Source organism: Andreprevotia sp. IGB-42, assembly GCF_009848685.1.
In the GTDB taxonomy this organism is placed as follows: domain Bacteria; phylum Pseudomonadota; class Gammaproteobacteria; order Burkholderiales; family Chitinibacteraceae; genus Andreprevotia.
Genome location: NZ_WXTX01000020.1, coordinates 1 through 18,813, shown reverse-complemented (window position 1 = coordinate 18,813; position 18,813 = coordinate 1). Strand labels below are relative to the sequence as shown.

Genomic DNA, 18,813 nt, shown 5'->3' with positions numbered 1-18,813 from the left:
GATTAATTTAGTGCGACTGTTGAGCAGGACTTCGGACGAAGTTCGGCCGGCAGGTCAGTACCGCATGTCCACTTGCTGGATGCAGTTGTGAACCCGAATGAAACGGTCTTCAGCTTGATCTTGTTGTTTACGCTTTGGTTCTTGAAAGTAGCGATCAGGGTGGAACCGGAGATTGCGATCCCGTTCACATACTTGCCTGTACGAACGGAGCCAACCGGAATGGTGATGACGCCGTCATTGGAATACGCTTCAGCAACCGGTGTTTTCAGTCCGTCCAGCAATGTGAATGCTTCAGAGACTTGCGCACGGGCGGTGTAGTCTTGGTAAGCCGGGATGGCGACAGCGGCCAGGATGCCGATGATCGCAACCACGATCATCAATTCGATTAGCGTAAAACCTTGTTGCATTTTCATGTCAAATCTCCTTAGAGGGTGCGGAACAGCTCCGCGCTTGGTTGACTTAAGCAAAGCTTGTGCCAACCGAATCAAAAAAATGTTCAGCTGCAGCTCTTGGGCTTGAGCTGGCTGGCAATATTCGCACTGGCACAACTCCAAACTCCCCCGGAGCTGCTGTACGTAAAGGTGACTGACTTTGAAACTAATTGCGGACTTACGCTCGATCCCTTGAAGGTAGCGACCAAGGAAGTGCCTGCAGATACCTGAATGGTGTTCACATATTTGCCTGATCTTACAGTCCCTGCCGGGATGGTAAACACACCATTTGTTTCGTAAGCCTCAACCACTGGTGTTCTTACCCCGTCAAGCAGAGTAAATGCTTCAGATAGCTGGGCTCGGGCGGTATAGTTTTGATAAGCGGGAATCGCCACTGCTGCAAGGATACCGATGATAGCGACCACAATCATCAGTTCGATCAGCGTAAAACCTTTCTGTAGTCGCTGTGTCATATAACACCTCATCGGTATGTTTAATTACAATTACATAACTAGCACACCCCGTGCCAAGCATGAGCAAGATCAGACAATGTCGCCTCCAGTCGGCATTGAGCTCAGCTACCGCATCGTCTAGAATCTAGCGCTAGCGCCGTTGTAGCTCAGTCGGTAGAGCAACTGATTCGTAATCAGTAGGTCGAGTGTTCGATTCACTTCAACGGCACCAACGAAAAGAAAACCCGGCGTAAGCCGGGTTTTCTTTTCGTTGGTGCAGGTGACAATTTACGGCACCCAGATGACGCATATCAGTCAGCTATCATGGCACCCACTGCTGCACGCAATGCATGCGCGGGTTCACGCCAGTCACCCGCATTTTGCTGCCGGAACAATCTGGCCTGCGGATACCAGGGGCTATCATGTGTTCCGGCTTGCCATCGCCAATCCGGGGCGTGCGGCAACAACAGCCATGCTGGTTTGCCCAGTCCGCCAGCCATATGCGAAACGGCGCTGTCGATGGTGACAACCAGATCGAGGTTGGCGATCAGGCACGCGGTATCGTAGAAACTGCCCACCTCTGCCATCAAGTCGATGCGCTGCTCGGAGGAATCAGGCTCAAAATCTTCCTGGCCATACCCGAGCTGGAGATTGACAAGGGTTACCCCAGGGAACGTCAGGGCATCCGCAAGCAGTGAAAACGGGACGCTACGGACCGCCGCGGTCCAATTTTCAGGGTCGGACTGCCAAGCTACGCCGATACGTAGGCCCTTGGCGGCGGCCAACTTTACACCCCAGTTAGCAATATCTTCAGGTGCCGGGTACAGGTAAGGCGTAGAGCCTGGCAATTTCTCGATCACGATGTCCAGTCGATAAGGCAAGCTCATCATGGGGATTGCATAATCACAGCGCGAAGTCTGATCACCTTGAAGTACACTTTCCGAGATGCCCTCAGCATGAGCGAGCAATCTTTGCAACGGCTTCGTCGCTTCCACCACGACCCGCGCGCCCTGCTCATGCAAGCAGCTGGCGAACCTGATCATCTGCAGGCTGTCACCGAAACCTTGCTCGGCAACAATCCTGATGGACTTTCCGGACAAGGGCTGGCCCTCCCATTCAGGTTCGATCAATGATTCATTGATGTATTGGCCGGCTGCGCGAAAACGGCGTGCTTCATAAAGCGCAAATCCTTCCTCATACTGCCCTTTCGACAATAGCGCCAAAGACAAATTGAAATGCGCATCGGCAGAATCCGGTGCAAGCGCCGTCGCACGGCGCAGATATCCTTCGGCCGAAAAATAGTCGCCGTCAAATGCCAAAGCAACGGCAAGGTTGATCAGGCATCCAACATCACTCGGGGCAAGGGCTAGGGCACGCTCAAAAGCGGCGATACTGGCCACCAGTTGACCATCGCGCAGCAATGTTTCACCCGCCCGGCTCCAGACTGGAACACTTTTCGGCGCAAGCGCCTGCGCCTTTTCTATCCAAGCCAAAGCGCCCGGATAATCCTTGAGTTCATGCCGGAGCTGGCTCATATCGATCAGCGCGTTGGCATAATCGGGATCAGCCTCGATCGCCAACAGGAAATAAGGCTCTGCTTGGCTCAATTGCCCATCCTGCGCATAGCCTTCGCCAATCAGACAGAGTAGTTCCGGGTCACTACGGGATTGAGCGAGCAGGCGTTCGAGTAACGGCCGGGCGCCAGCGCTATCACCGCCACTTTGCAACAGCTTGGCAAGGCAACGCATTGCAACGGGCTCATCCGGGTTTGCCTGCAACAACTGCCTGTAAAGGGTACGGGCAAGCTCAAGGCACCCTTGTCGCTGCGCAACCAGTGCCTTGTGCAGCAAACTTTCGTCGTCCCGTTCTACCTCGTAGAGAGCGGCCCAGCGCTGGAATGCCACATCCAGTGCACCAGTTGCTTCACAGCAATATGCAATCTGGGAAAGTAGCCGGTGATCCGGGGTCCCAATCTGCTCCGCAGCGAGTAGTTGTGGCAGGGCGAGCGCCGGATCGTCCTTTTGCAGGTAAAGCTCTCCCAGCGCACGCCTGGCTTGGACCGATTCATCCCCAGCACGGATCGCCGCTACCTGCAGCTTGATCGCATCATCCAGCATGCCCTGCGAAGCGAGCTTGCTAGCGTAGCGGCGGCCCATCCAGCGTGCGAGAAATTTGAGCATGCCCTGCTGTCCTTGTTAGAGTGAGCGCGCGGTATTTCAACCGGTACTTCCAGCAAAGGCAACCCCCGTGTTCAGTTTCTTCGATATGCGTGCGATCAACGCACTGACGCAGCAGCTCATCAACGATTTCATCGCGGCCTATCCAGACCCGGCGGTCAAGAACAGCAAGGATGCCGGGCGGGCGATTGCCACGGTGGAAAAGCAGGTGTTGCAGTTCGTGGCAACCAAACCGCGGCTGGGTATCTATCGCAAAGCCAAGTGTGCGAATGCGGTCAAGTGGGCGCTGCAGAATGGCGGCTATCCGCAAGAAACCGTCGACGAAGTGGTCAAGCGCATCCTGTATGGCCTGTCCGACAAGATCAAGCCGACCACGCCCCAGTCAGCTCCAGCCGCAGCACCGGCTCCGGAGCAAGCAGCCATACCGGCCAGCAAAGCGGCCAGGCCGGCAAAGTCGCCAACACGGAAGAAAAAGTAGTCCGTTAAACCTGCTGCTTTCCGCCTAGCTTCAAGCCGGCATGGCGACAACACAAATAAGTGTGTGCAGTGCAGCAACGCATGTCGTATGAATACGCCCTAGAATGAAGGCACCTGCCGTTTATCCGGGTTCAATCATGCACACTGCAGTCATCCGCATCCGCCAGCATGGCGATGCTTCCGTCCTGACCTTGACCGAAGAAGCCGTCGCCGATCTGGCTGCCGATGAAGTACTGATCCGCCAGTTTGCCGCTGGCGTCAATTTCATCGATACCTACCATCGCTCCGGCCTTTATGCGCTACCGCTTCCCAGTGGGCTGGGGGTCGAAGCGGCTGGCGTGATCGAAGCCGTCGGCGCGGATGTGCATGAATTCAAGCCCGGCGACCGCGTGGCGTATGCCGGTGGCACCCCCGGCGCCTACGCCAGCCACCGCGTGATGCCGGCCAGCAGGGTGGTGCCGGTGCCGGCCCCCATCAGCGATGAAGTGGCCGCGGGTACGTTGCTGCGCGGCATGACTGCACAGTACCTGCTCAAGCGCACCTTCAAGGTGGAAAGCGGCATGACGGTATTGATCCATGCCGCCGCCGGCGGCGTGGGGCAGATCGCCTGCCAGTGGGCGCGCGCACTGGGCGCCACCGTGATCGGCACCGTGGGGAATGCCGTCAAGGCAGAACAGGCGGCAAAGTGGTGCGATCTGGTGATCGACTATAGCCAGGATGACGTCGCTGCGGCTGTGCGTGCTTTCACCGATGGCCGCGGCGTACCGGTGGTTTACGATGGGGTAGGGGCTGCCACTTTCAACGCATCGCTCGATTGCCTGGCGCCGCGCGGCATGCTGGTGAGCTTCGGGAATTCCTCCGGCGCCGTGCCGCCTTTTGCACCGGGCATCCTCGCGCAGAAGGGCTCGCTATTCTTCACCCGGCCGACGCTCGCGCATTACACGCTGAACCGGCAGGAACTCATCGACACGGCAGAAGACTATTTCACTGCGGTATCGCGCGGCGATGTCCTTGCAGAAGTACACCAACGTTACCCTTTGGCGGAGGCAGCACAAGCGCATCTTGATCTTGAAGCGCGCAAGACCACCGGTTCCACCATTTTGATTACCTGACGCCAGGATCGCCACATGGCCCTTCCGCATTTGATTTACCTGCACGGTTTCCTTTCCAGCCCGTTCTCGCAGAAAGCCCAGGACACGGCAGTCTGGATGGCCGAGCAACACCTGGCCGATTACTTCCATTGCCCGCAGTTGCCGATGGAACCGCTTGCCTGCGGAGAATTGATCCGCGAAGAAGTGGACAAACTGCGCGGCGAGCAGCTGTTCTTTATCGGTAGCTCGCTGGGGGGCTATTTCGCCGCCTGGGCGGTCGAAGAGTTCGGCGGCCGCGCCGTGCTGATCAACCCCGCCGTGCGCCCGTATGAAGAACTGGCGCGGCACGTTGGCCCGCAGCGCAATTACCAGACTGGCGAGCTCTACCAGATCGACCTGAGCTATGCCGATACGCTCAAACTGTATGAGCGCGAGATCAGCGATCCATCGCGCTACTGGTTGCTGGCACAGACCGGCGACGAAATTCTGGATTACCGGCTCGCCGTTGCCAAGTTCGCGGGCAGCCGGCAGAACATCGAAGAAGGCGGCGACCACAGCTTCCAGCATTTTCCGCGCTGGTTGCCTGCCATCTGGGAATTTGCACAGGAAACCCCATGACGCCACAAAGCGGCATCCTGCCCGACTCGTCCAGCCATGCATTGTTCGTTGCGTTCAGGCGCCGCATCGGCCGCCGCGCCGATCAGGCCAGCCGCCGCTGCCTGGCCATGCTGCCACAGCAACTGGGTGGATTGAACCAGCACGAGCTGACGCTGGGCACCATTGCCATCGGCCCGGATGCATGGAGCGAGCTGTTCGATACCCGCCCCGCCGAGCTGCGCGCCTTTCCGCGCGTTCCCGGCGCCATCCACCCTGCCCCGGCCAGCGAGATCGACGTGTTGCTGCACCTGCGCGGCGAGCGCTACGACCTGCTGCATGAGCTGGCCGACCAGTGCGTGAACCAGCTGGCCGACTGGCTGGAAGTGACCGAGAGCATTACCGGCTTCCGTTTCTATGACGGGCGCGATCTGACCGGCTTTGTGGATGGCTCTGAAAACCCGGTTGGCGACGAGAAAGCCGGGGTCGCACTGGTGGCCGATGGCGAATGGGCTGGCGGCAGCTATCTGCATATCCAGCGCTACGTGCACCGGCTGGGGCCATGGCAGAAGCTGCCGGTCAAGCAACAGGAAGCAGTAATCGGCCGCACCAAGGCCGATGACATCGAATTGCCCGATGAAGACAAGCCGCTGACCGCGCATATCAGCCGCGTGGTGATCGAGGAAAAGGGCGAAGAACTGGCGATGCTGCGCCGCTCCATGCCCTACGGCGCCCCGGGTGGCGAGCAGGGGCTGTATTTCGTCAGCTACTGCCACACGCCCACGGTATTCGAAAAGATGCTTGCCCGCATGATCGCGCCCACCACCGACGGCCGAGTGGATCACATGCTGAACTTCACCCGCGCGGTGACCGGCGCATCGCTGTTTGCGCCCAGCCAGGAAAAACTGCGCTCGCTGGCCTGAGCGGCAGGCTCACCACGGCGGCAAGCCCGACTGACCGGACGACCCGGCGATGGATGCTAGAACAAGCGCTCTGCAAACAGCGTGCGTGGAAACTCGTTCTGCCAGCCTTGCGCGGCGCTGGCTGCCAGTTGCTCGACCGGCACGCTGCAACGCGCTGCCAGCGTATCGAAATAGATGCCACGTTGCGGCAGCTGCTGGGTGATGGCTGCCGGTACGCAAAACATCGGCCGCCCCGCGAGCATTTCACCCATCTTCAGCGCGCGTTGCGGCTCCGCCGCGTAACGGACGAACAAGGGCACTTCGCCGCGATGCGCCTGCTGCTCGGGCGTGAGCTTGAGCGAGAACTGATAGCCGGCGTTGCGCTCACCGCCCAGCATGCGGAAATAACTCTGATCGAACACTCCGGCGTCAAAGAACGCCTTGGACAGTGAAGGCTTGTGATCGCCCACCAGCACGAACATGACGTCGCGTTTGCGCTTTTTCGCCTGTGCTTCGATGGTTTTGACAAAGCCCTGCAGATCACTCACTGCCTCACCCAGCCGGGCTTCATAATCACCACGGCCCCCATCAGCATCGCGCTCGATATAGGAGCCGTGCGTGCGTACGGTGACCAGGAACATGAAGGTTCGGCCATCCCGCGGCTGTTGCCGGTAGATCTGCTGTGCCTTCTGGTACATCAACCCATCATCTGGCCAGCCGGGCTTTTGCCAACGCATTTCGTCAATGAAATGCGTTTCCTGAAACCCGAACTTGGGATAGACCGCGTTGCGCTTCCAGAAGTTGGCATGGAAGTTATGCAGGCCGATGGTGCGATAGCCGCTATGCGCAAGCTTGGCCACCAGCGTGCGGGCATCATCGCGATAGGCATCGACAAAGTTCTGGTAATCAATGCCGGGCAATACCGTGGAGGGCATGCCGCTCAGGTATTCGAACTCGGCCTCTGCAGTGCCGCCACCATAGACCGGGCTGACCACCGATGATTGCTGGAAACCGCTGGCGGCCAGACGCGCCAGCGGCGTCACGAAGCGGTCATCGCGGCTGCTGAAGCACGCTTCGCACAGAATCATCACGATATCGGGCTGCACGGTGGTACCCGCCGGCACCAATGGCGCCACCGTATAGAAATCGTGCGCGCCTGGCTTGGGCACATCCACGCTTTCCGCAGTCAGGAAAAGATGCGCCAGCACCCCGTTCTGGCGGATGTTTTCCTTGAAGTTGTATGCAAGGTAGCGCGCACCTACGCCATTTTCGACGAACTCCGCCACGTATTGCTGCATGCCCGCAGGCGCGAACAGCCGCACCAGCAACAACAGCGGCAAGGTCATGCCGGCAAGCCAGCGCCAGGCATTGAAACGCGGCCGGTAATACAGCCCTGCCGCGAACGCAATTACCGTCAGGGCCGACCAGCACAGGATGGCAATACCCAGATAACTGGTCAGCGCTGCGCCTTGCGATACCGCGACCAAGTCGCGCGCCACGATGGGCTCGTCGGTCATCGCCTGCTTGACCGCATCCACACTGTTCAGCAGGCTTTCGATGCCGATCGCCGCGAAAAATGCCGCCCAGCGCTGCAGGAACATGGCAAGGAAGGCAAACAGCAATGCGGAGAAGAACAGCAACGGTGCGTAGGCGCCACCATCGGCAATGATGTGGCAACCCAGCAGCAGCAGCAGCGGTGCAAACACGCGTGGCAGCCAGGCCGGCCAGATGCTGTGCGCACGCAGCATGGTGCGCTGCACCGGGTTTGGCAAATAATGGAATGGCGCAGGGAGCGAGGCGACGCCACCTGCGGGATGAATTGGTCCAGTCATCCGGAGGAAATTAGCACGAATGGTCGCTTTTCAGCAGTGAAGCACTGACAATCGGCACGGTATGGAAAAGTGAAAAACAAAAAAGCCAGTCTTTCGACTGGCTTGTCTGCTTTTCTTTGGTGGGTCGTGCGGGACTCGAACCTGCGACCTACGGATTAAAAGTCCGCTGCTCTACCAACTGAGCTAACGACCCAAAACTATTGCTTGCGCACTAGCCTTGGAAAATGGTGGGTTGTGAGGGGCTCGAACCTTCGACCTACGGATTAAGAGTCCGCTGCTCTACCAACTGAGCTAACAACCCAAGAGAGGCGCAATAATAAAGGGCGTTAGCCGAAGCTGTCAACACCTTCTTGCACAAACAGGCAACATGTCACTGTCAACCTGCCGGCGGGCCGGTAAACTGGCACGCATCCCCCACCACTCTGGATCACGGAGCCCTTGCATGCGTTTGCTGCACACCATGTTGCGCGTTGGCAATCTTGACCGCGCCATTACCTTCTATACCGAAGTACTGGGCATGCGCCTGCTGCGCCAGCGCGAATACCCTGATGGGCGCTTTACACTGGCATTTGTAGGCTACGGTGATGAGAGCGATACCGCCGTCATCGAACTGACCCACAATTGGGACACCGGGAAATACGAGCTGGGCAATGGCTATGGCCATATCGCCATCGAGACCGATGACATCTACGCCACCTGTGAAGCGGTGCGTGCCAAGGGCGGCCGGGTAACGCGCGAGCCGGGCCCGATGAAGCATGGCACCACGGTGATCGCGTTCGTGGAAGACCCGGACGGCTACAAGATCGAATTCATCCAGCAACGCACCCAATAACCCTGCCCGAGGCCCGATGCTGAAAATCCTGCCCCCTACCCTTGTCACGCTGGCCTTGCTCCTGCTGCCAGGCCTTGCCCACGCCGCCGATCTGGATGGCGCCCGGCTGAGTCTGGCGTGGATATTGCCGTTTGCCGGCATCCTGCTTTCCATCGCCATCTTCCCGCTGGTGGCGCCGCATTTCTGGCACACGCATTTCGGCAAGATCGCCGCGCTCTGGGCGGCATTGCTGCTGGCACCGCTGGCGTGGGTATTCGGGCCAACGCTGGCGGGGCAGGTAGTTGTGCACGCGTTGCTGGCCGAGTACATCCCGTTCATCCTGCTGCTGTTTGCGTTGTATACGGTCAGTGGCGGCATCCTGGTGTGGGGCAATCTGCATGGCTCGGCCAAGCTCAATACCGGGTTGCTGGCACTGGGCACGCTGCTGGCATCGGTGATGGGCACCACGGGCGCGGCCATGCTGCTGATCCGGCCGCTGCTCAAGGCCAACGACAACCGCCAGCACAATGTGCACGTGGTGGTGTTCTTCATCTTTCTGGTGGCCAATATCGGCGGCGGCCTGACGCCGCTGGGCGATCCGCCGCTGTTCCTGGGCTTCCTGAAAGGCGTGAGCTTCTTCTGGACCGTGCAGCACATGTGGCCATCGGTGCTGTTTGCCAGCGTGGTGCTGCTGGCGGTGTTCTTCGTGATCGACAGTTATTACTTCAGGAAGGAAGGCGTATTGCCGCGTGATCCGAGCAAGGATTCACCGCTCAAGCTCTACGGCAAGCGCAATTTCTGGCTGATCGGCGCCATCGTGGCGGCGGTACTGATGTCCGGCCTGTGGAAATCCGGCGTGGAGTTCGACATGTTCGGCACGCATGTGGCGCTGGAGAGCGCAGCGCGGGATGTGCTGCTGCTGCTGATCGGCCTGTTGTCGCTGTGGATCACGCCCAAGCAGGTGCGTGCGGGCAACGAGTTCAACTGGGACCCGATCCTGGAAGTGGCCAAGCTGTTTGCCGGCATTTTCATCACCATTGCGCCAGCGATTGCCATTCTGCGTGCTGGCGAGGCCGGCCACCTGGCGGCCTTGGTCAAAACGGTGAGTACCGCCACCGGCGAACCCATCGACGTGATGTATTTCTGGATGACCGGCATCCTGTCAAGCTTCCTCGACAATGCGCCCACCTACCTGGTGTTCTTCAACCTGGCCGATGGCGACGCCACGCACCTGATGGGGCCGATGGCCTCCACGCTGCTGGCGATCTCGATGGGTGCGGTATTCATGGGCGCCAATACCTATATCGGCAATGCGCCCAACTTCATGGTGAAAGCGATTGCCGAGCAGCGCGGCATCAGGATGCCGAGCTTTTTCGGCTTCATGGCGTGGTCGGGCGCCATCCTGCTCCCGCTGTTCCTGCTGATGACGTGGGTATTTTTCTAAGCTGTCCGGCTTTGTTGCCCTGGCCAAAAAACCGCCGCTGCAAACCGGCGGTTTTTTTCATTTTTCTTTCGCCATACTTGGGGATGAACCCGATGAAATCCATACTGTCTTTTGGATAAGCTTGCGGCAGGCAGCAGTTGTGGCAGTCCCGGCGGAAGTATTCACGCCCTGCTCCGCAAGCCGGGCTTGATCTGGATCAGTATTCGGAAATACCAGCGTCCTACACTGGGTTCTAAGCAGCGCCCGGATACAGACGCCGCAGCAGCGAGGCCGGCAGCCCGCATGGCTATGCCGCCGGCCCCGGAGATCACTCAAACAACGAGGTGAAACAATGGCTCAAGCCAGCTCCAAAACCCGCAGCAAGACCCCCGCGAAGGACAGCAGCGCCAAACCGCTTTCGGCAGACCTGCTGGGCAAGATGCACGCCTACTGGCGTGCCGCCAATTATCTGTCGGTCGGGCAGATCTACCTGCTCGACAACCCGCTGCTGAAAAAGCCGCTGAAGCGCGAGCACGTGAAGCCGCGCCTGCTGGGCCACTGGGGCACCACGCCGGGCCTGAACTTCATCTACGTGCACCTGAACCGCGCCATCCGCGAGCGCCAGCAGCCGATGATCTATATCACCGGCCCCGGCCACGGTGGCCCGGGCCTGGTTGCCAACAGCTACCTGGAAGGGACCTATACCGAAACCTACCCGAACATCGACCAGTGCGAAGCGGGCATCCAGAAGCTGTTCAAGCAGTTCTCCTTCCCTGGTGGCATTCCCTCGCATGTGGCGCCGGAAACCCCCGGTTCGATGCACGAGGGTGGCGAGCTGGGCTATTCGATCTCGCACGCGTATGGCGCGGCTTTCGACAACCCGGATCAGCTGGTAGTGGCGGTGGTGGGTGACGGCGAAGCCGAAACCGGACCGCTGGCAACCAGTTGGCATTCCAACAAATTCCTCAACCCGGTGCGCGATGGCAGCGTGCTGCCGATCCTGCACCTGAACGGCTACAAGATCGCCAACCCTACCGTATTGGCCCGGCTGCCCAAGGACGAGCTGACCAAGCTGTTCGAAGGCTATGGCCATACCGTGCACTTCGTGGAAACCGGCAAGGATGTCGACGACTACGAGGCCATGCACCAGGCGTTTGCCGCCACGCTCGATACGGTGCTGGACGAGATCCGCGAAATCCGCGCCAAGGCCGCGAAGGAAGCCAAGGCCGGCAAGCCGATCACGCGCCCGCACTGGCCGATGATCATCCTGCGCTCGCCCAAGGGCTGGACCGGCCCCAAGGAAATCGACGGCAAGAAAGTGGAAGGCTACTGGCGCAGCCACCAGGTACCGTTCTCCGACATGACGCCGGAACACGTGGACGCACTGGAAAAATGGCTGGAGAGCTACAAGCCGAAGGAGCTGTTTACCGAAACCGGCGCGCTCAAGCCCGAACTGGCGGCGCTGGCTCCGGAAGGCATCCTGCGCATGAGCGCCAACCCGCATGTGCACGGGCTGGTAAGCCGCGACCTGAAAATGCCGGACTTCCGCAAGTACGCGGTCAAGCTCGACAAGCCGGGCACGGTGATTGCCGAAGCCACGCGCGTGATGGGCAAGCTGCTGCGTGACGTGATGAAAGAAAACGACGACGCGCAGAACTTCCGCATCTTCGGCCCGGACGAAACCGCATCCAACCGCTGGGCCGATGTATTCGATACCACCGGCAAGACCTGGCTGGCCGAGCACTTCCCGGAAGACACCGGCAATGACCACCTGGCCGACAATGGCCGGGTGATGGAAATCCTGTCCGAGCATACTTGCCAGGGCTGGCTGGAAGGCTACAACCTGACTGGCCGTCACGGCTTCTTCAGCTGCTACGAAGCGTTCATCCATGTCATCGATTCGATGTTCAACCAGCACGCCAAGTGGCTGAAAACTACCAAGGACATCCCGTGGCGGCGCGAGATCCCGTCGCTCAACTACCTGCTGACCAGCCATGTATGGCGCCAGGACCATAACGGCTTCAGCCACCAGGACCCGGGTTTCATCGATCACGTGGTGAACAAGAAATCCGAGGTGATCCGCGTTTACCTGCCGCCAGATGCCAACACACTGCTGTCGGTAACCGACCATTGCCTGCGCAGCCGCCACTACGTGAACGTGGTGGTGGCCGGCAAGCAGCCGGCGCTGCAGTACCTGACCATGGAGCAGGCGATCAAGCATTGCACCAAGGGCCTGGGGATCTGGGACTGGGCAAGCAACGACGAAGGTGGTGAACCGGATGTGGTGCTGGCGTGTGCTGGGGACGTGCCGACCATGGAAGCACTCGCGGCTACCGATCTGATCCGCACGCACTTCCCGGATGTGAAGATCCGCTTCGTCAACGTGGTGGACCTGATGACGCTGCAATCGAAGAGCGAGCACCCGCACGGACTGGACGATCACGAGTTCGATGCAGTGTTCACCACGGACAAACCGGTGGTATTCGCTTTCCACGGCTACCCGTGGCTGATCCACCGGCTGACCTACCGCCGCAACGGGCACAGCAACCTGCATGTGCGCGGCTATATCGAGAACGGCACCACGTCGACCCCGTTCGACATGGTGGTGATGAACCAGGTGGACCGCTACAACCTGGCCATCGACGTGATCGACCGCGTGCCCAAGCTGCAGAAGATCGGCGCCCACGTACGGCAGAAGTTCCTCGACAAGCTGATCGAGCACAAGCACTACATCAACGAGTTCGGCGACGACATGCCGGAAGTGAAAAACTGGGCGTGGCCGTTTTGAAGCCAGCCGGGCGGTGCACATTGCCCGGCCAGCGCCCTGACCCGATCATCTCGTAGTCCTCAGCCCGCCAATTGGCGGGTTTTTTTTGCCTGGCTAAAGTGGGAATGCCGCAACGGGCCGGAATACCGGAAAGGCAACGGGGCGGCCAGGGCCGCCCCGTTCATGCCAGGCGATGCCGCTCAGGCTGCGACGGGCTTGATGCAGTTCACGTAGTAAACGCCATCTTCCACCTCGACGCCGTGCGTATCGTGGGTAAAGCCGGGGAAGCGCCGGTCATACGCTTCCAGCGCCTGCAGATAGGCCAGGAAGGGGCTGTCGGCAGCACCGAAGTTCTCACCCGGCATCAGCAGCGGGATACCCGGCGGATAGGGCACCACACCGGTGGCGACGGTGCGGCCGGCCACCTGATCGAGCGGCAGCGTTTCCACGTTGCCGCGCACCAGTTGCTCGTACGCCTCCACCGGGCTGTAATCAGGCACCGGCAGTTGCGAGAAACCACGCGACATCGACTCCGTGGTTTTCAGCTCGCTCATCGCGGCGAACATGGTATCTGCCAGATCGCGCAGACCCATGCCGCGATAGCGTTGCGGGTGGGCGGCGATCAGATCGGGCAGCACTTGCTCGAGCGAGGCATTGGCATCGTAATCGCGCTTGAAATCGAGCAATGCGTTCACCAGCGTGCCCCATTTGCCCTTCGTCACGCCGATGGAGAACAGGAACAGGATGGTGAAATCGGTGGTTTTCTCGACCACGATGCCCTGCCGATCCAGGTAGGCGGTGAGCACGGTGGCGGGGATGCCCACCGGCAGCAAGCCGCCCGCCGGTGCCACGCCCGGCGTGACGATGGAGACCTTGATCGGATCGAGCATGCAGTAGCCGTCTTCGATATCGCCAAAGCCATGCCATTGCGCATTGGGCTCCAGCACCCAGCAACGCGGTTCTGCAATCAGCAGCTCTTCATCGGCCTCATGGAACGGCTTGCGGCGGCCGGTGCGGGTATCGATCACGGTTTCAGGCTGCCAGGCGTTGAAGAACCAGTCGCCCTTGTCGGCAAACTCGTTGGCAAGGCGCGCAATCATGCGGCGGAACGCCACTGCCTCGCGGATGGCATCCGTGGTGAGCGCCGGGCCGCCGGGGCCGTCCATCATGGCGGCGCTGACGTCGTTGGACGCGATGATCGCGTAGTTGGGCGACGTGGACGCATGCATCATGAACGATTCGTTGAACCGCGCATGCTCGATGGGCTTGCGGCCGTCGCGCACGTGGATGAACGACGCTTGCGACAACGCGGCCAGCAACTTGTGCGTGGACTGCGTGGCAAATACTGTGGGCTTGCTGGCATCGTGCTCGGCCGGATCGCCGTGCATTGCATGCCGGTCGCGGTAAATGGGGTTGAAGCGGGCGTAGCCATACCAGGCCTCATCGAAATGAAGCCGGTCCACGCTCTGGCCCAGCAGTTCTTCCACGCGCTTCACGTTGTAGCACAGGCCGTCGTAAGTGGAATTGGTGATGATGGCGTGCACGGGGGTGCGGTCCAACCCTTCCTTGACCAGCGGGTTTTGATCGATGGACAGGCGGATGGCCGCCGGAGTGAGGTGGCCGGGCAGGATGGGGCCGATGATGCCGTAGTGATTGCGGGACGGCACCAGGTAGGTGGGAATGGCGCCGGACATGGTCATTGAATGCTCGGCCGACTTGTGGCAGTTGCGGTCACACAGCGCGATCTGGTTGCGGGTGACGCTGGCCATCAGGATCACGCGGTTGGAGGTGGAAGAGCCATTGGTGACGTGATAGCTGCGGTGGGCGCCGAACACCCGCGCCGCGTAACGCTCGCTCTCGCCGATGGGGCCGGAATGATCGAGCAGCGAACCCAGCTCGCCCACCGAAATCGACAGGTCGGAGCGGAACAGGCTTTCGCCGAAGTATTCGAAGAAGGCACGGCCGACCGGCGATTTGAGGAAGGCGGTACCGCCGGTATGGCCGGGCGTATGCCATGAGTACTCGTACACGCGGGAGAAACGCGCCAGCGCACCGAACATCGGTGGCAGCACCGTGGCGCGGTAGCGCTCGATGGCGGCAACGATGCGCCCGCCGATGAAATCGGTGGTGTCCTCCAGCGCCCAGATGAAGTCATCGGCTTTCTGCATCGCATCGACCGGGATTTGCGCGGCGCTGGTGCGATCTGCCAGCAGGAAAATCGGCACGGTGGCATTGCGGCTGCGCAGGCCATCGAGCACATCCTGCGCGGGTGCATGATCATCGCCACCCTCCAGATCCCAATCGAGCAACAGGCACTGGATGGCGGGATCGGACGTGGCGATGGCGCGGCCATCGTCCGCAGTGGTGGCAACGATGACTTCGATCAGCCGGGCTTCCAGCTCGATGATCAGCGCCTGGATGGCGCGGCCGATGGCGGTGGGCGCATCGGCATCGCCGTGCACCAGCAACGCCCGCATACCCAGTTTGTAATGCTTTTGCTGCAAGGACATGATTCTGCTTCCTTCTAGATAAGGTGGCGCTTAGTTGGTGGCACTGGCCGGTGCGGCAGGCTCTGGCGGCAGCTCGGTCGAGGTGGTGCCCTGTTGCGTGCTGACGGGTTGCGGCGCACGTGGGTGCAGCGTCAGATCACGATGCTTGCCGACGGAAATCCAGAACATGACGATCAGCGCGCCGATGGTGATGGCCAGCGTGCCGTAGCGTATCCAGCGCGGTGCCGCGCCACCCGGATGCATGCCGGTTTCTTCCATCTCGCGCGTGCGGTTGATCGACAGCTCGTAGAAGATGATGGTGGACACCACGAAGATCAGCGACCAGCGCGTTTGCTCGCCATCCGAGCCGACCATCGCCCACAGGCTGTAGACGGCGGCAATGATGCCGACGAAGGTGTAGAAGGTGAACTGACCATCCGACATCTTCTTGTAGCCGAGTACCTTGATGGCTATCGCCGAGTAGATATACGGCAGCAAGGTCATGATCACCGCGATCGAGGCGATCTTGCCGAACTGCTCGCTGGCGGTGGGCGACATCGTGGCAAGTACCTGCACGCTCATGATGGCGGCAACGATGGCGAGGCCGGCCGAGGGCACGCCCTTGCTATTGACGCGTGCAAAGACATTGCCGAACAGGCCGTCATCCGCGGCGGCCTTGGCGGTTTGCCCCACCAGCAAGGTCCAGCCGGCCAGCGAACCCAGGCAGCCGATGGCCGCGCACAACGCGACGATATTGGCAGCGGTATTGCCCAGTGCCAGCCGTGCGGCATCGGCAAACGGTGCGCTGGAGGCGATCAGCTCCTTGTTGGGGATCATGCCCATGATGACGGTGGAGCTGAGCACGTAACACACCGCCGCCAGCAACACGCCGCCTACGGTGGCAATGGGCACGTTGCGTGCCGGATCCCTGACCACGCCGGCCGAAACGGAGGCACTTTCCACGCCGATAAAAGCCCATAGCGTGTAGTTGAGCGTGGCGCCAACGGCATCGAAGCCGGTCTTGCCCGAGACGTTCCAGCCGGCTTCGTAGATATCGCCGCTGAACCAGAACCAGCCGAACAGCGCCATGCCGAGGATGGGAAACAGCGCGAACACCGTAGTGAACGACTGCAGCTTGCCAACCACGGTGGGGCCGAGGATGTTGGCGTAGGTGAAGAACCAGATCACCGCGATCTGCGCCATGGCGGAAATCAGCGGATCCTTGAGCGCCGGGAAGAAGTGCGACAGGTAGCCGAGGCCGGCCACTGCCAAGCCGACATTCCCCACCACGTTGGCCAGCCAGTACACCAGGTTGGCCTGGTAGCCCATGTAGTTGCCGAATGCCTTGCGTGTGTATGCGTACGGCCCGCCGGATGCGGGGTCGATGGCGGACAGCTTGGCAAATACCAGCGCCAGCGCCACTGCGCCCACCACGGTGATGAACCAGCCATACAGCGCGATGCCACCGGTGGTGGCGAGGTTGGCGGGCAGCATGAATACCCCCGAACCCATCATGTTGCCGGCCACCATCAGCGTGGCGGCGACGACACCGATCTTGTTGTCTGCCATTGCGATCACTCCAGAATTGCGGAACAAGGCGCAGGCAAGCCTGCCGCCACGTGGGTGCTACAGGATGTGCAAGAGTAAGAACGTGTGAGCGGCGCAGGGACAACGCGTGATCGTGCGGCGCCGGACAGGCATGCCGGTGCCGGCAAGCAGCATGCATAACGGGTATGGATACACATCATTCCCCTCCGCAATTGGCTGCCCCGGGTTTGCACCAACGCGGTGCGGGCACAGCATGCTTACGATACTAAAGGCAATTTTTTACATACGACATAGGCAAAAACCACAATAGGGCTTGCCCAATGCTTGTAGGGCTGGCCAACACAGCATAGACAGCGCGCCATGCCCACGCCATGTATCTGCAAGTGTGATGTGTGGTGGTACGCATCACTCAGCGGCACAAGGTATTCACGGGCCGGATACTCGCAATGGGGCAAACGCGCTTAGAATCGATGCATCGCCATACAGCGGCCCCGCCATGAACGACCTAGACCTGCTTGCCCGCCTGCAAACCCTGGTACGTGCGGTAGCACGTGACGAAGTGATGCCGCGCTACCAGAAGGTAGCGGCCGGCAAGAAGCATGATGGCAGCCTGTTTACCGAAGCAGACCTCGCCAGCCAGCAGGCGCTGGCGGTGCTGCTGCCGCGCCTGGCGCCCCACCCGGTGCTGGGCGAGGAAATGACTGCGGAAGAACAGCAGGCATTGTGGGACAGCAATCCGGGCGGGCTATGGGTGGTCGATCCCATCGATGGCACCACCAATTTCGTGCACGGGCTGCCTTACTTTGCGATCTCGGTGGCGCTGATGCGCGCCGGCAAATCCACGCTGGGCGTGGTGTACGTGCCGGTACTGGATGAGTGCTTTGCCGCCGCGGCCGGACATGGCGCGTGGCTGAATGACCAACCCATCCGCAACGATGAAGCCCCTGCACACATCGCCGATGCAGTGGCAGTGGTCGAACCCAAATACCTGGGCGGCCATCTGCCCGCCCGTGTAGTCAGCACGGCGCCATTCGGCAGCCTGCGCAACTACGGCGCCTCCACCATAGACTGGTGCTATCTGGCTGCCGGGCGCTTCGACCTGATGCTGCATGGCGCGCAGCGACTATGGGATTATGCGGCCGGTGCTTTGATCGCCAGCGAAGCGGGCTGCGTGCTGGGCACGCTGCATGGCGTGGATTACTGGAGCGATACCCTCTGGTCGCGCTCGGCGGTGGCGGCGCGCAACGACGCATTGTTCGGCCCATGGCGACAATGGGTCGACCAGAACCGTTAGCGCCATTGGCAAGCAGCCACGCGCTACCCGCCCGGATGAAAAAAGCCGCTGCATATGCAGCGGCTTTTTGTTGCCATGTTGCGTGGTAGCGATCAACGAGCACGATCAGCTACCGGCGCGTTCCTCGACGATCAGCCAGCGCTCGCCGCTCTTTTCCAGCAGCAGCGTCTTGTCCGTGACATCGGACAGCAGGTCTGACTGGTAGCGCTGCTGGAATTGCGCCTGCATCAGGCCGGCACTGGCTTCACTCACCTTGATATCGCCCAGGCTGACCGAAATTGACTTGGGCACGCTCAGGCGGGCACGCCGTTCTGCCGCCCATCCAGCAGCGGTCTTGCCGACCGGCGCCCTGAAATGCGTGCTGTAGGCGGCAAGGTAGTTATCGACATCCTTCTGGCTCCATGCAGTAGCCCAGGACTGTACCGCAGCGTTGATCTGCTGCTTTTGCAGCGTTGCAGCATCCACCGGCGGCACGGGTTTCTTTTCAAGCAGCGCGATATCGGCGGCTTTCAGTTCGGCAGCAGT

General features: G+C 60.5%; 14 protein-coding genes, 3 tRNA genes and 1 pseudogene. 9 read left to right on the top strand and 9 right to left on the bottom strand.

All coding sequences use genetic code 11. The annotated features are described in order from the left end of the window. Positions 1–2 precede the first annotated feature (2 nt). Positions 3–413 (bottom strand): pilin, encoded by a 411-nt coding sequence (locus IGB42_RS20335; RefSeq protein WP_159675179.1) that lies wholly within the window; start codon positions 411–413, stop codon positions 3–5. 83 nt (positions 414–496) lie between these two features. Then, positions 497–904, bottom strand: a complete 408-nt coding sequence (locus IGB42_RS22380; RefSeq protein WP_159675177.1) for a pilin — start codon at positions 902–904, stop codon at positions 497–499. A 135-nt stretch (positions 905–1,039) separates the two neighbouring features. On the opposite strand from IGB42_RS22380, the gene IGB42_RS20325 reads away from it, so the two are divergent. Then, positions 1,040–1,115: transfer RNA gene (locus tag IGB42_RS20325), tRNA-Thr, on the top strand. Between the two features lie 79 nt (positions 1,116–1,194). Here the strand turns inward: IGB42_RS20325 and IGB42_RS20320 are convergent. Beyond that, the gene (locus tag IGB42_RS20320) at positions 1,195–3,063 is read right to left on the bottom strand and encodes a tetratricopeptide repeat protein (protein WP_159675175.1); all 1,869 of its coding nucleotides are present in this window, start codon (positions 3,061–3,063) and stop codon (positions 1,195–1,197) included. Between the two features lie 67 nt (positions 3,064–3,130). Here IGB42_RS20320 and IGB42_RS20315 point away from each other — a divergent pair, with 67 nt between their 5' ends. The 4 genes from IGB42_RS20315 to IGB42_RS20300 all read left to right on the top strand — a co-directional run bounded on the left by IGB42_RS20315 (position 3,131) and on the right by IGB42_RS20300 (position 6,145). Beyond that, on the top strand, positions 3,131–3,538 hold the full coding sequence (locus IGB42_RS20315) for a hypothetical protein (protein ID WP_159675173.1): 408 nt from the start codon (positions 3,131–3,133) through the stop codon (positions 3,536–3,538). Between the two features lie 136 nt (positions 3,539–3,674). Next, the gene (locus IGB42_RS20310; protein ID WP_159675171.1) at positions 3,675–4,649 is read left to right on the top strand and encodes a quinone oxidoreductase; all 975 of its coding nucleotides are present in this window, start codon (positions 3,675–3,677) and stop codon (positions 4,647–4,649) included. A 15-nt stretch (positions 4,650–4,664) separates the two neighbouring features. After that, positions 4,665–5,246, top strand: coding sequence for a YqiA/YcfP family alpha/beta fold hydrolase (locus IGB42_RS20305; protein ID WP_159675169.1), 582 nt, complete (start codon positions 4,665–4,667; stop codon positions 5,244–5,246). Next, positions 5,243–6,145: a Dyp-type peroxidase gene (locus tag IGB42_RS20300; RefSeq protein WP_159675167.1), complete on the top strand. Its 903-nt coding sequence runs from the start codon at positions 5,243–5,245 to the stop codon at positions 6,143–6,145. Before IGB42_RS20305 ends, IGB42_RS20300 begins: the two co-directional genes overlap by 4 nt. Positions 6,146–6,201: 56 nt before the next feature. Here IGB42_RS20300 and IGB42_RS20295 read toward each other — a convergent pair whose 3' ends face one another. The 3 genes from IGB42_RS20295 to IGB42_RS20285 form a co-directional block, all read right to left on the bottom strand. Continuing rightward, entirely contained in the window at positions 6,202–7,872 is a 1,671-nt protein-coding gene (locus IGB42_RS20295; protein WP_159675165.1) for an LTA synthase family protein, read from the bottom strand. A gap of 201 nt (positions 7,873–8,073) precedes the next feature. Next, positions 8,074–8,149, bottom strand: a tRNA-Lys gene (locus IGB42_RS20290). A gap of 32 nt (positions 8,150–8,181) precedes the next feature. Next, positions 8,182–8,257: transfer RNA gene (locus IGB42_RS20285), tRNA-Lys, on the bottom strand. A 141-nt stretch (positions 8,258–8,398) separates the two neighbouring features. Here IGB42_RS20285 and gloA point away from each other — a divergent pair. The 3 genes from gloA (at position 8,399) to IGB42_RS20270 (ending at position 12,978) form a co-directional block, all read left to right on the top strand. Beyond that, positions 8,399–8,788, top strand: coding sequence for a lactoylglutathione lyase (gene gloA / locus IGB42_RS20280; RefSeq protein WP_159675163.1), 390 nt, complete (start codon positions 8,399–8,401; stop codon positions 8,786–8,788). A gap of 16 nt (positions 8,789–8,804) precedes the next feature. Beyond that, complete coding sequence (locus tag IGB42_RS20275; RefSeq protein WP_159675161.1) at positions 8,805–10,211, top strand: sodium:proton antiporter; 1,407 nt, start codon at positions 8,805–8,807, stop codon at positions 10,209–10,211. A 331-nt stretch (positions 10,212–10,542) separates the two neighbouring features. Next, positions 10,543–12,978 (top strand): phosphoketolase, encoded by a 2,436-nt coding sequence (locus IGB42_RS20270; protein WP_159675159.1) that lies wholly within the window; start codon positions 10,543–10,545, stop codon positions 12,976–12,978. A gap of 179 nt (positions 12,979–13,157) precedes the next feature. Here the strand turns inward: IGB42_RS20270 and IGB42_RS20265 are convergent, their stop codons facing one another. Together IGB42_RS20265 and adiC are read right to left on the bottom strand one after the other, a co-directional pair. Continuing rightward, positions 13,158–15,467, bottom strand: a complete 2,310-nt coding sequence (locus tag IGB42_RS20265) for an Orn/Lys/Arg decarboxylase N-terminal domain-containing protein (protein ID WP_159675157.1) — start codon at positions 15,465–15,467, stop codon at positions 13,158–13,160. A gap of 30 nt (positions 15,468–15,497) precedes the next feature. After that, complete coding sequence (gene adiC / locus IGB42_RS20260; protein WP_159675155.1) at positions 15,498–17,015, bottom strand: arginine/agmatine antiporter; 1,518 nt, start codon at positions 17,013–17,015, stop codon at positions 15,498–15,500. 475 nt (positions 17,016–17,490) lie between these two features. Here adiC and IGB42_RS20255 point away from each other — a divergent pair, with 475 nt between their 5' ends. Next, on the top strand, positions 17,491–18,288 hold the full coding sequence (locus IGB42_RS20255; RefSeq protein ID WP_159675153.1) for an inositol monophosphatase: 798 nt from the start codon (positions 17,491–17,493) through the stop codon (positions 18,286–18,288). Between the two features lie 105 nt (positions 18,289–18,393). Here the strand turns inward: IGB42_RS20255 and IGB42_RS20250 are convergent. After that, positions 18,394–18,813, bottom strand: a pseudogene (locus tag IGB42_RS20250) (hypothetical protein); the annotation flags it as partial.

Bases quoted from the DNA above. Each gene is read 5' to 3' on its own strand.
- IGB42_RS20335 (WP_159675179.1), bottom strand. From the start codon at position 413: ATGAAAATGCAACAAGGTTTTACGCTAATCGAATTGATGATCGTGGTT.
- IGB42_RS22380 (WP_159675177.1), bottom strand. From the start codon at position 904: ATGACACAGCGACTACAGAAAGGTTTTACGCTGATCGAACTGATGATT.
- IGB42_RS20320 (WP_159675175.1), bottom strand. From the start codon at position 3,063: ATGCTCAAATTTCTCGCACGCTGGATGGGCCGCCGCTACGCTAGCAAG.
- IGB42_RS20310 (WP_159675171.1), top strand. From the start codon at position 3,675: ATGCACACTGCAGTCATCCGCATCCGCCAGCATGGCGATGCTTCCGTC.
- IGB42_RS20305 (WP_159675169.1), top strand. From the start codon at position 4,665: ATGGCCCTTCCGCATTTGATTTACCTGCACGGTTTCCTTTCCAGCCCG.
- IGB42_RS20300 (WP_159675167.1), top strand. From the start codon at position 5,243: ATGACGCCACAAAGCGGCATCCTGCCCGACTCGTCCAGCCATGCATTG.
- IGB42_RS20295 (WP_159675165.1), bottom strand. From the start codon at position 7,872: ATGCTGCGTGCGCACAGCATCTGGCCGGCCTGGCTGCCACGCGTGTTT.
- gloA (WP_159675163.1), top strand. From the start codon at position 8,399: ATGCGTTTGCTGCACACCATGTTGCGCGTTGGCAATCTTGACCGCGCC.
- IGB42_RS20275 (WP_159675161.1), top strand. From the start codon at position 8,805: ATGCTGAAAATCCTGCCCCCTACCCTTGTCACGCTGGCCTTGCTCCTG.
- IGB42_RS20270 (WP_159675159.1), top strand. From the start codon at position 10,543: ATGGCTCAAGCCAGCTCCAAAACCCGCAGCAAGACCCCCGCGAAGGAC.
- IGB42_RS20265 (WP_159675157.1), bottom strand. From the start codon at position 15,467: ATGTCCTTGCAGCAAAAGCATTACAAACTGGGTATGCGGGCGTTGCTG.
- adiC (WP_159675155.1), bottom strand. From the start codon at position 17,015: ATGGCAGACAACAAGATCGGTGTCGTCGCCGCCACGCTGATGGTGGCC.
- IGB42_RS20255 (WP_159675153.1), top strand. From the start codon at position 17,491: ATGAACGACCTAGACCTGCTTGCCCGCCTGCAAACCCTGGTACGTGCG.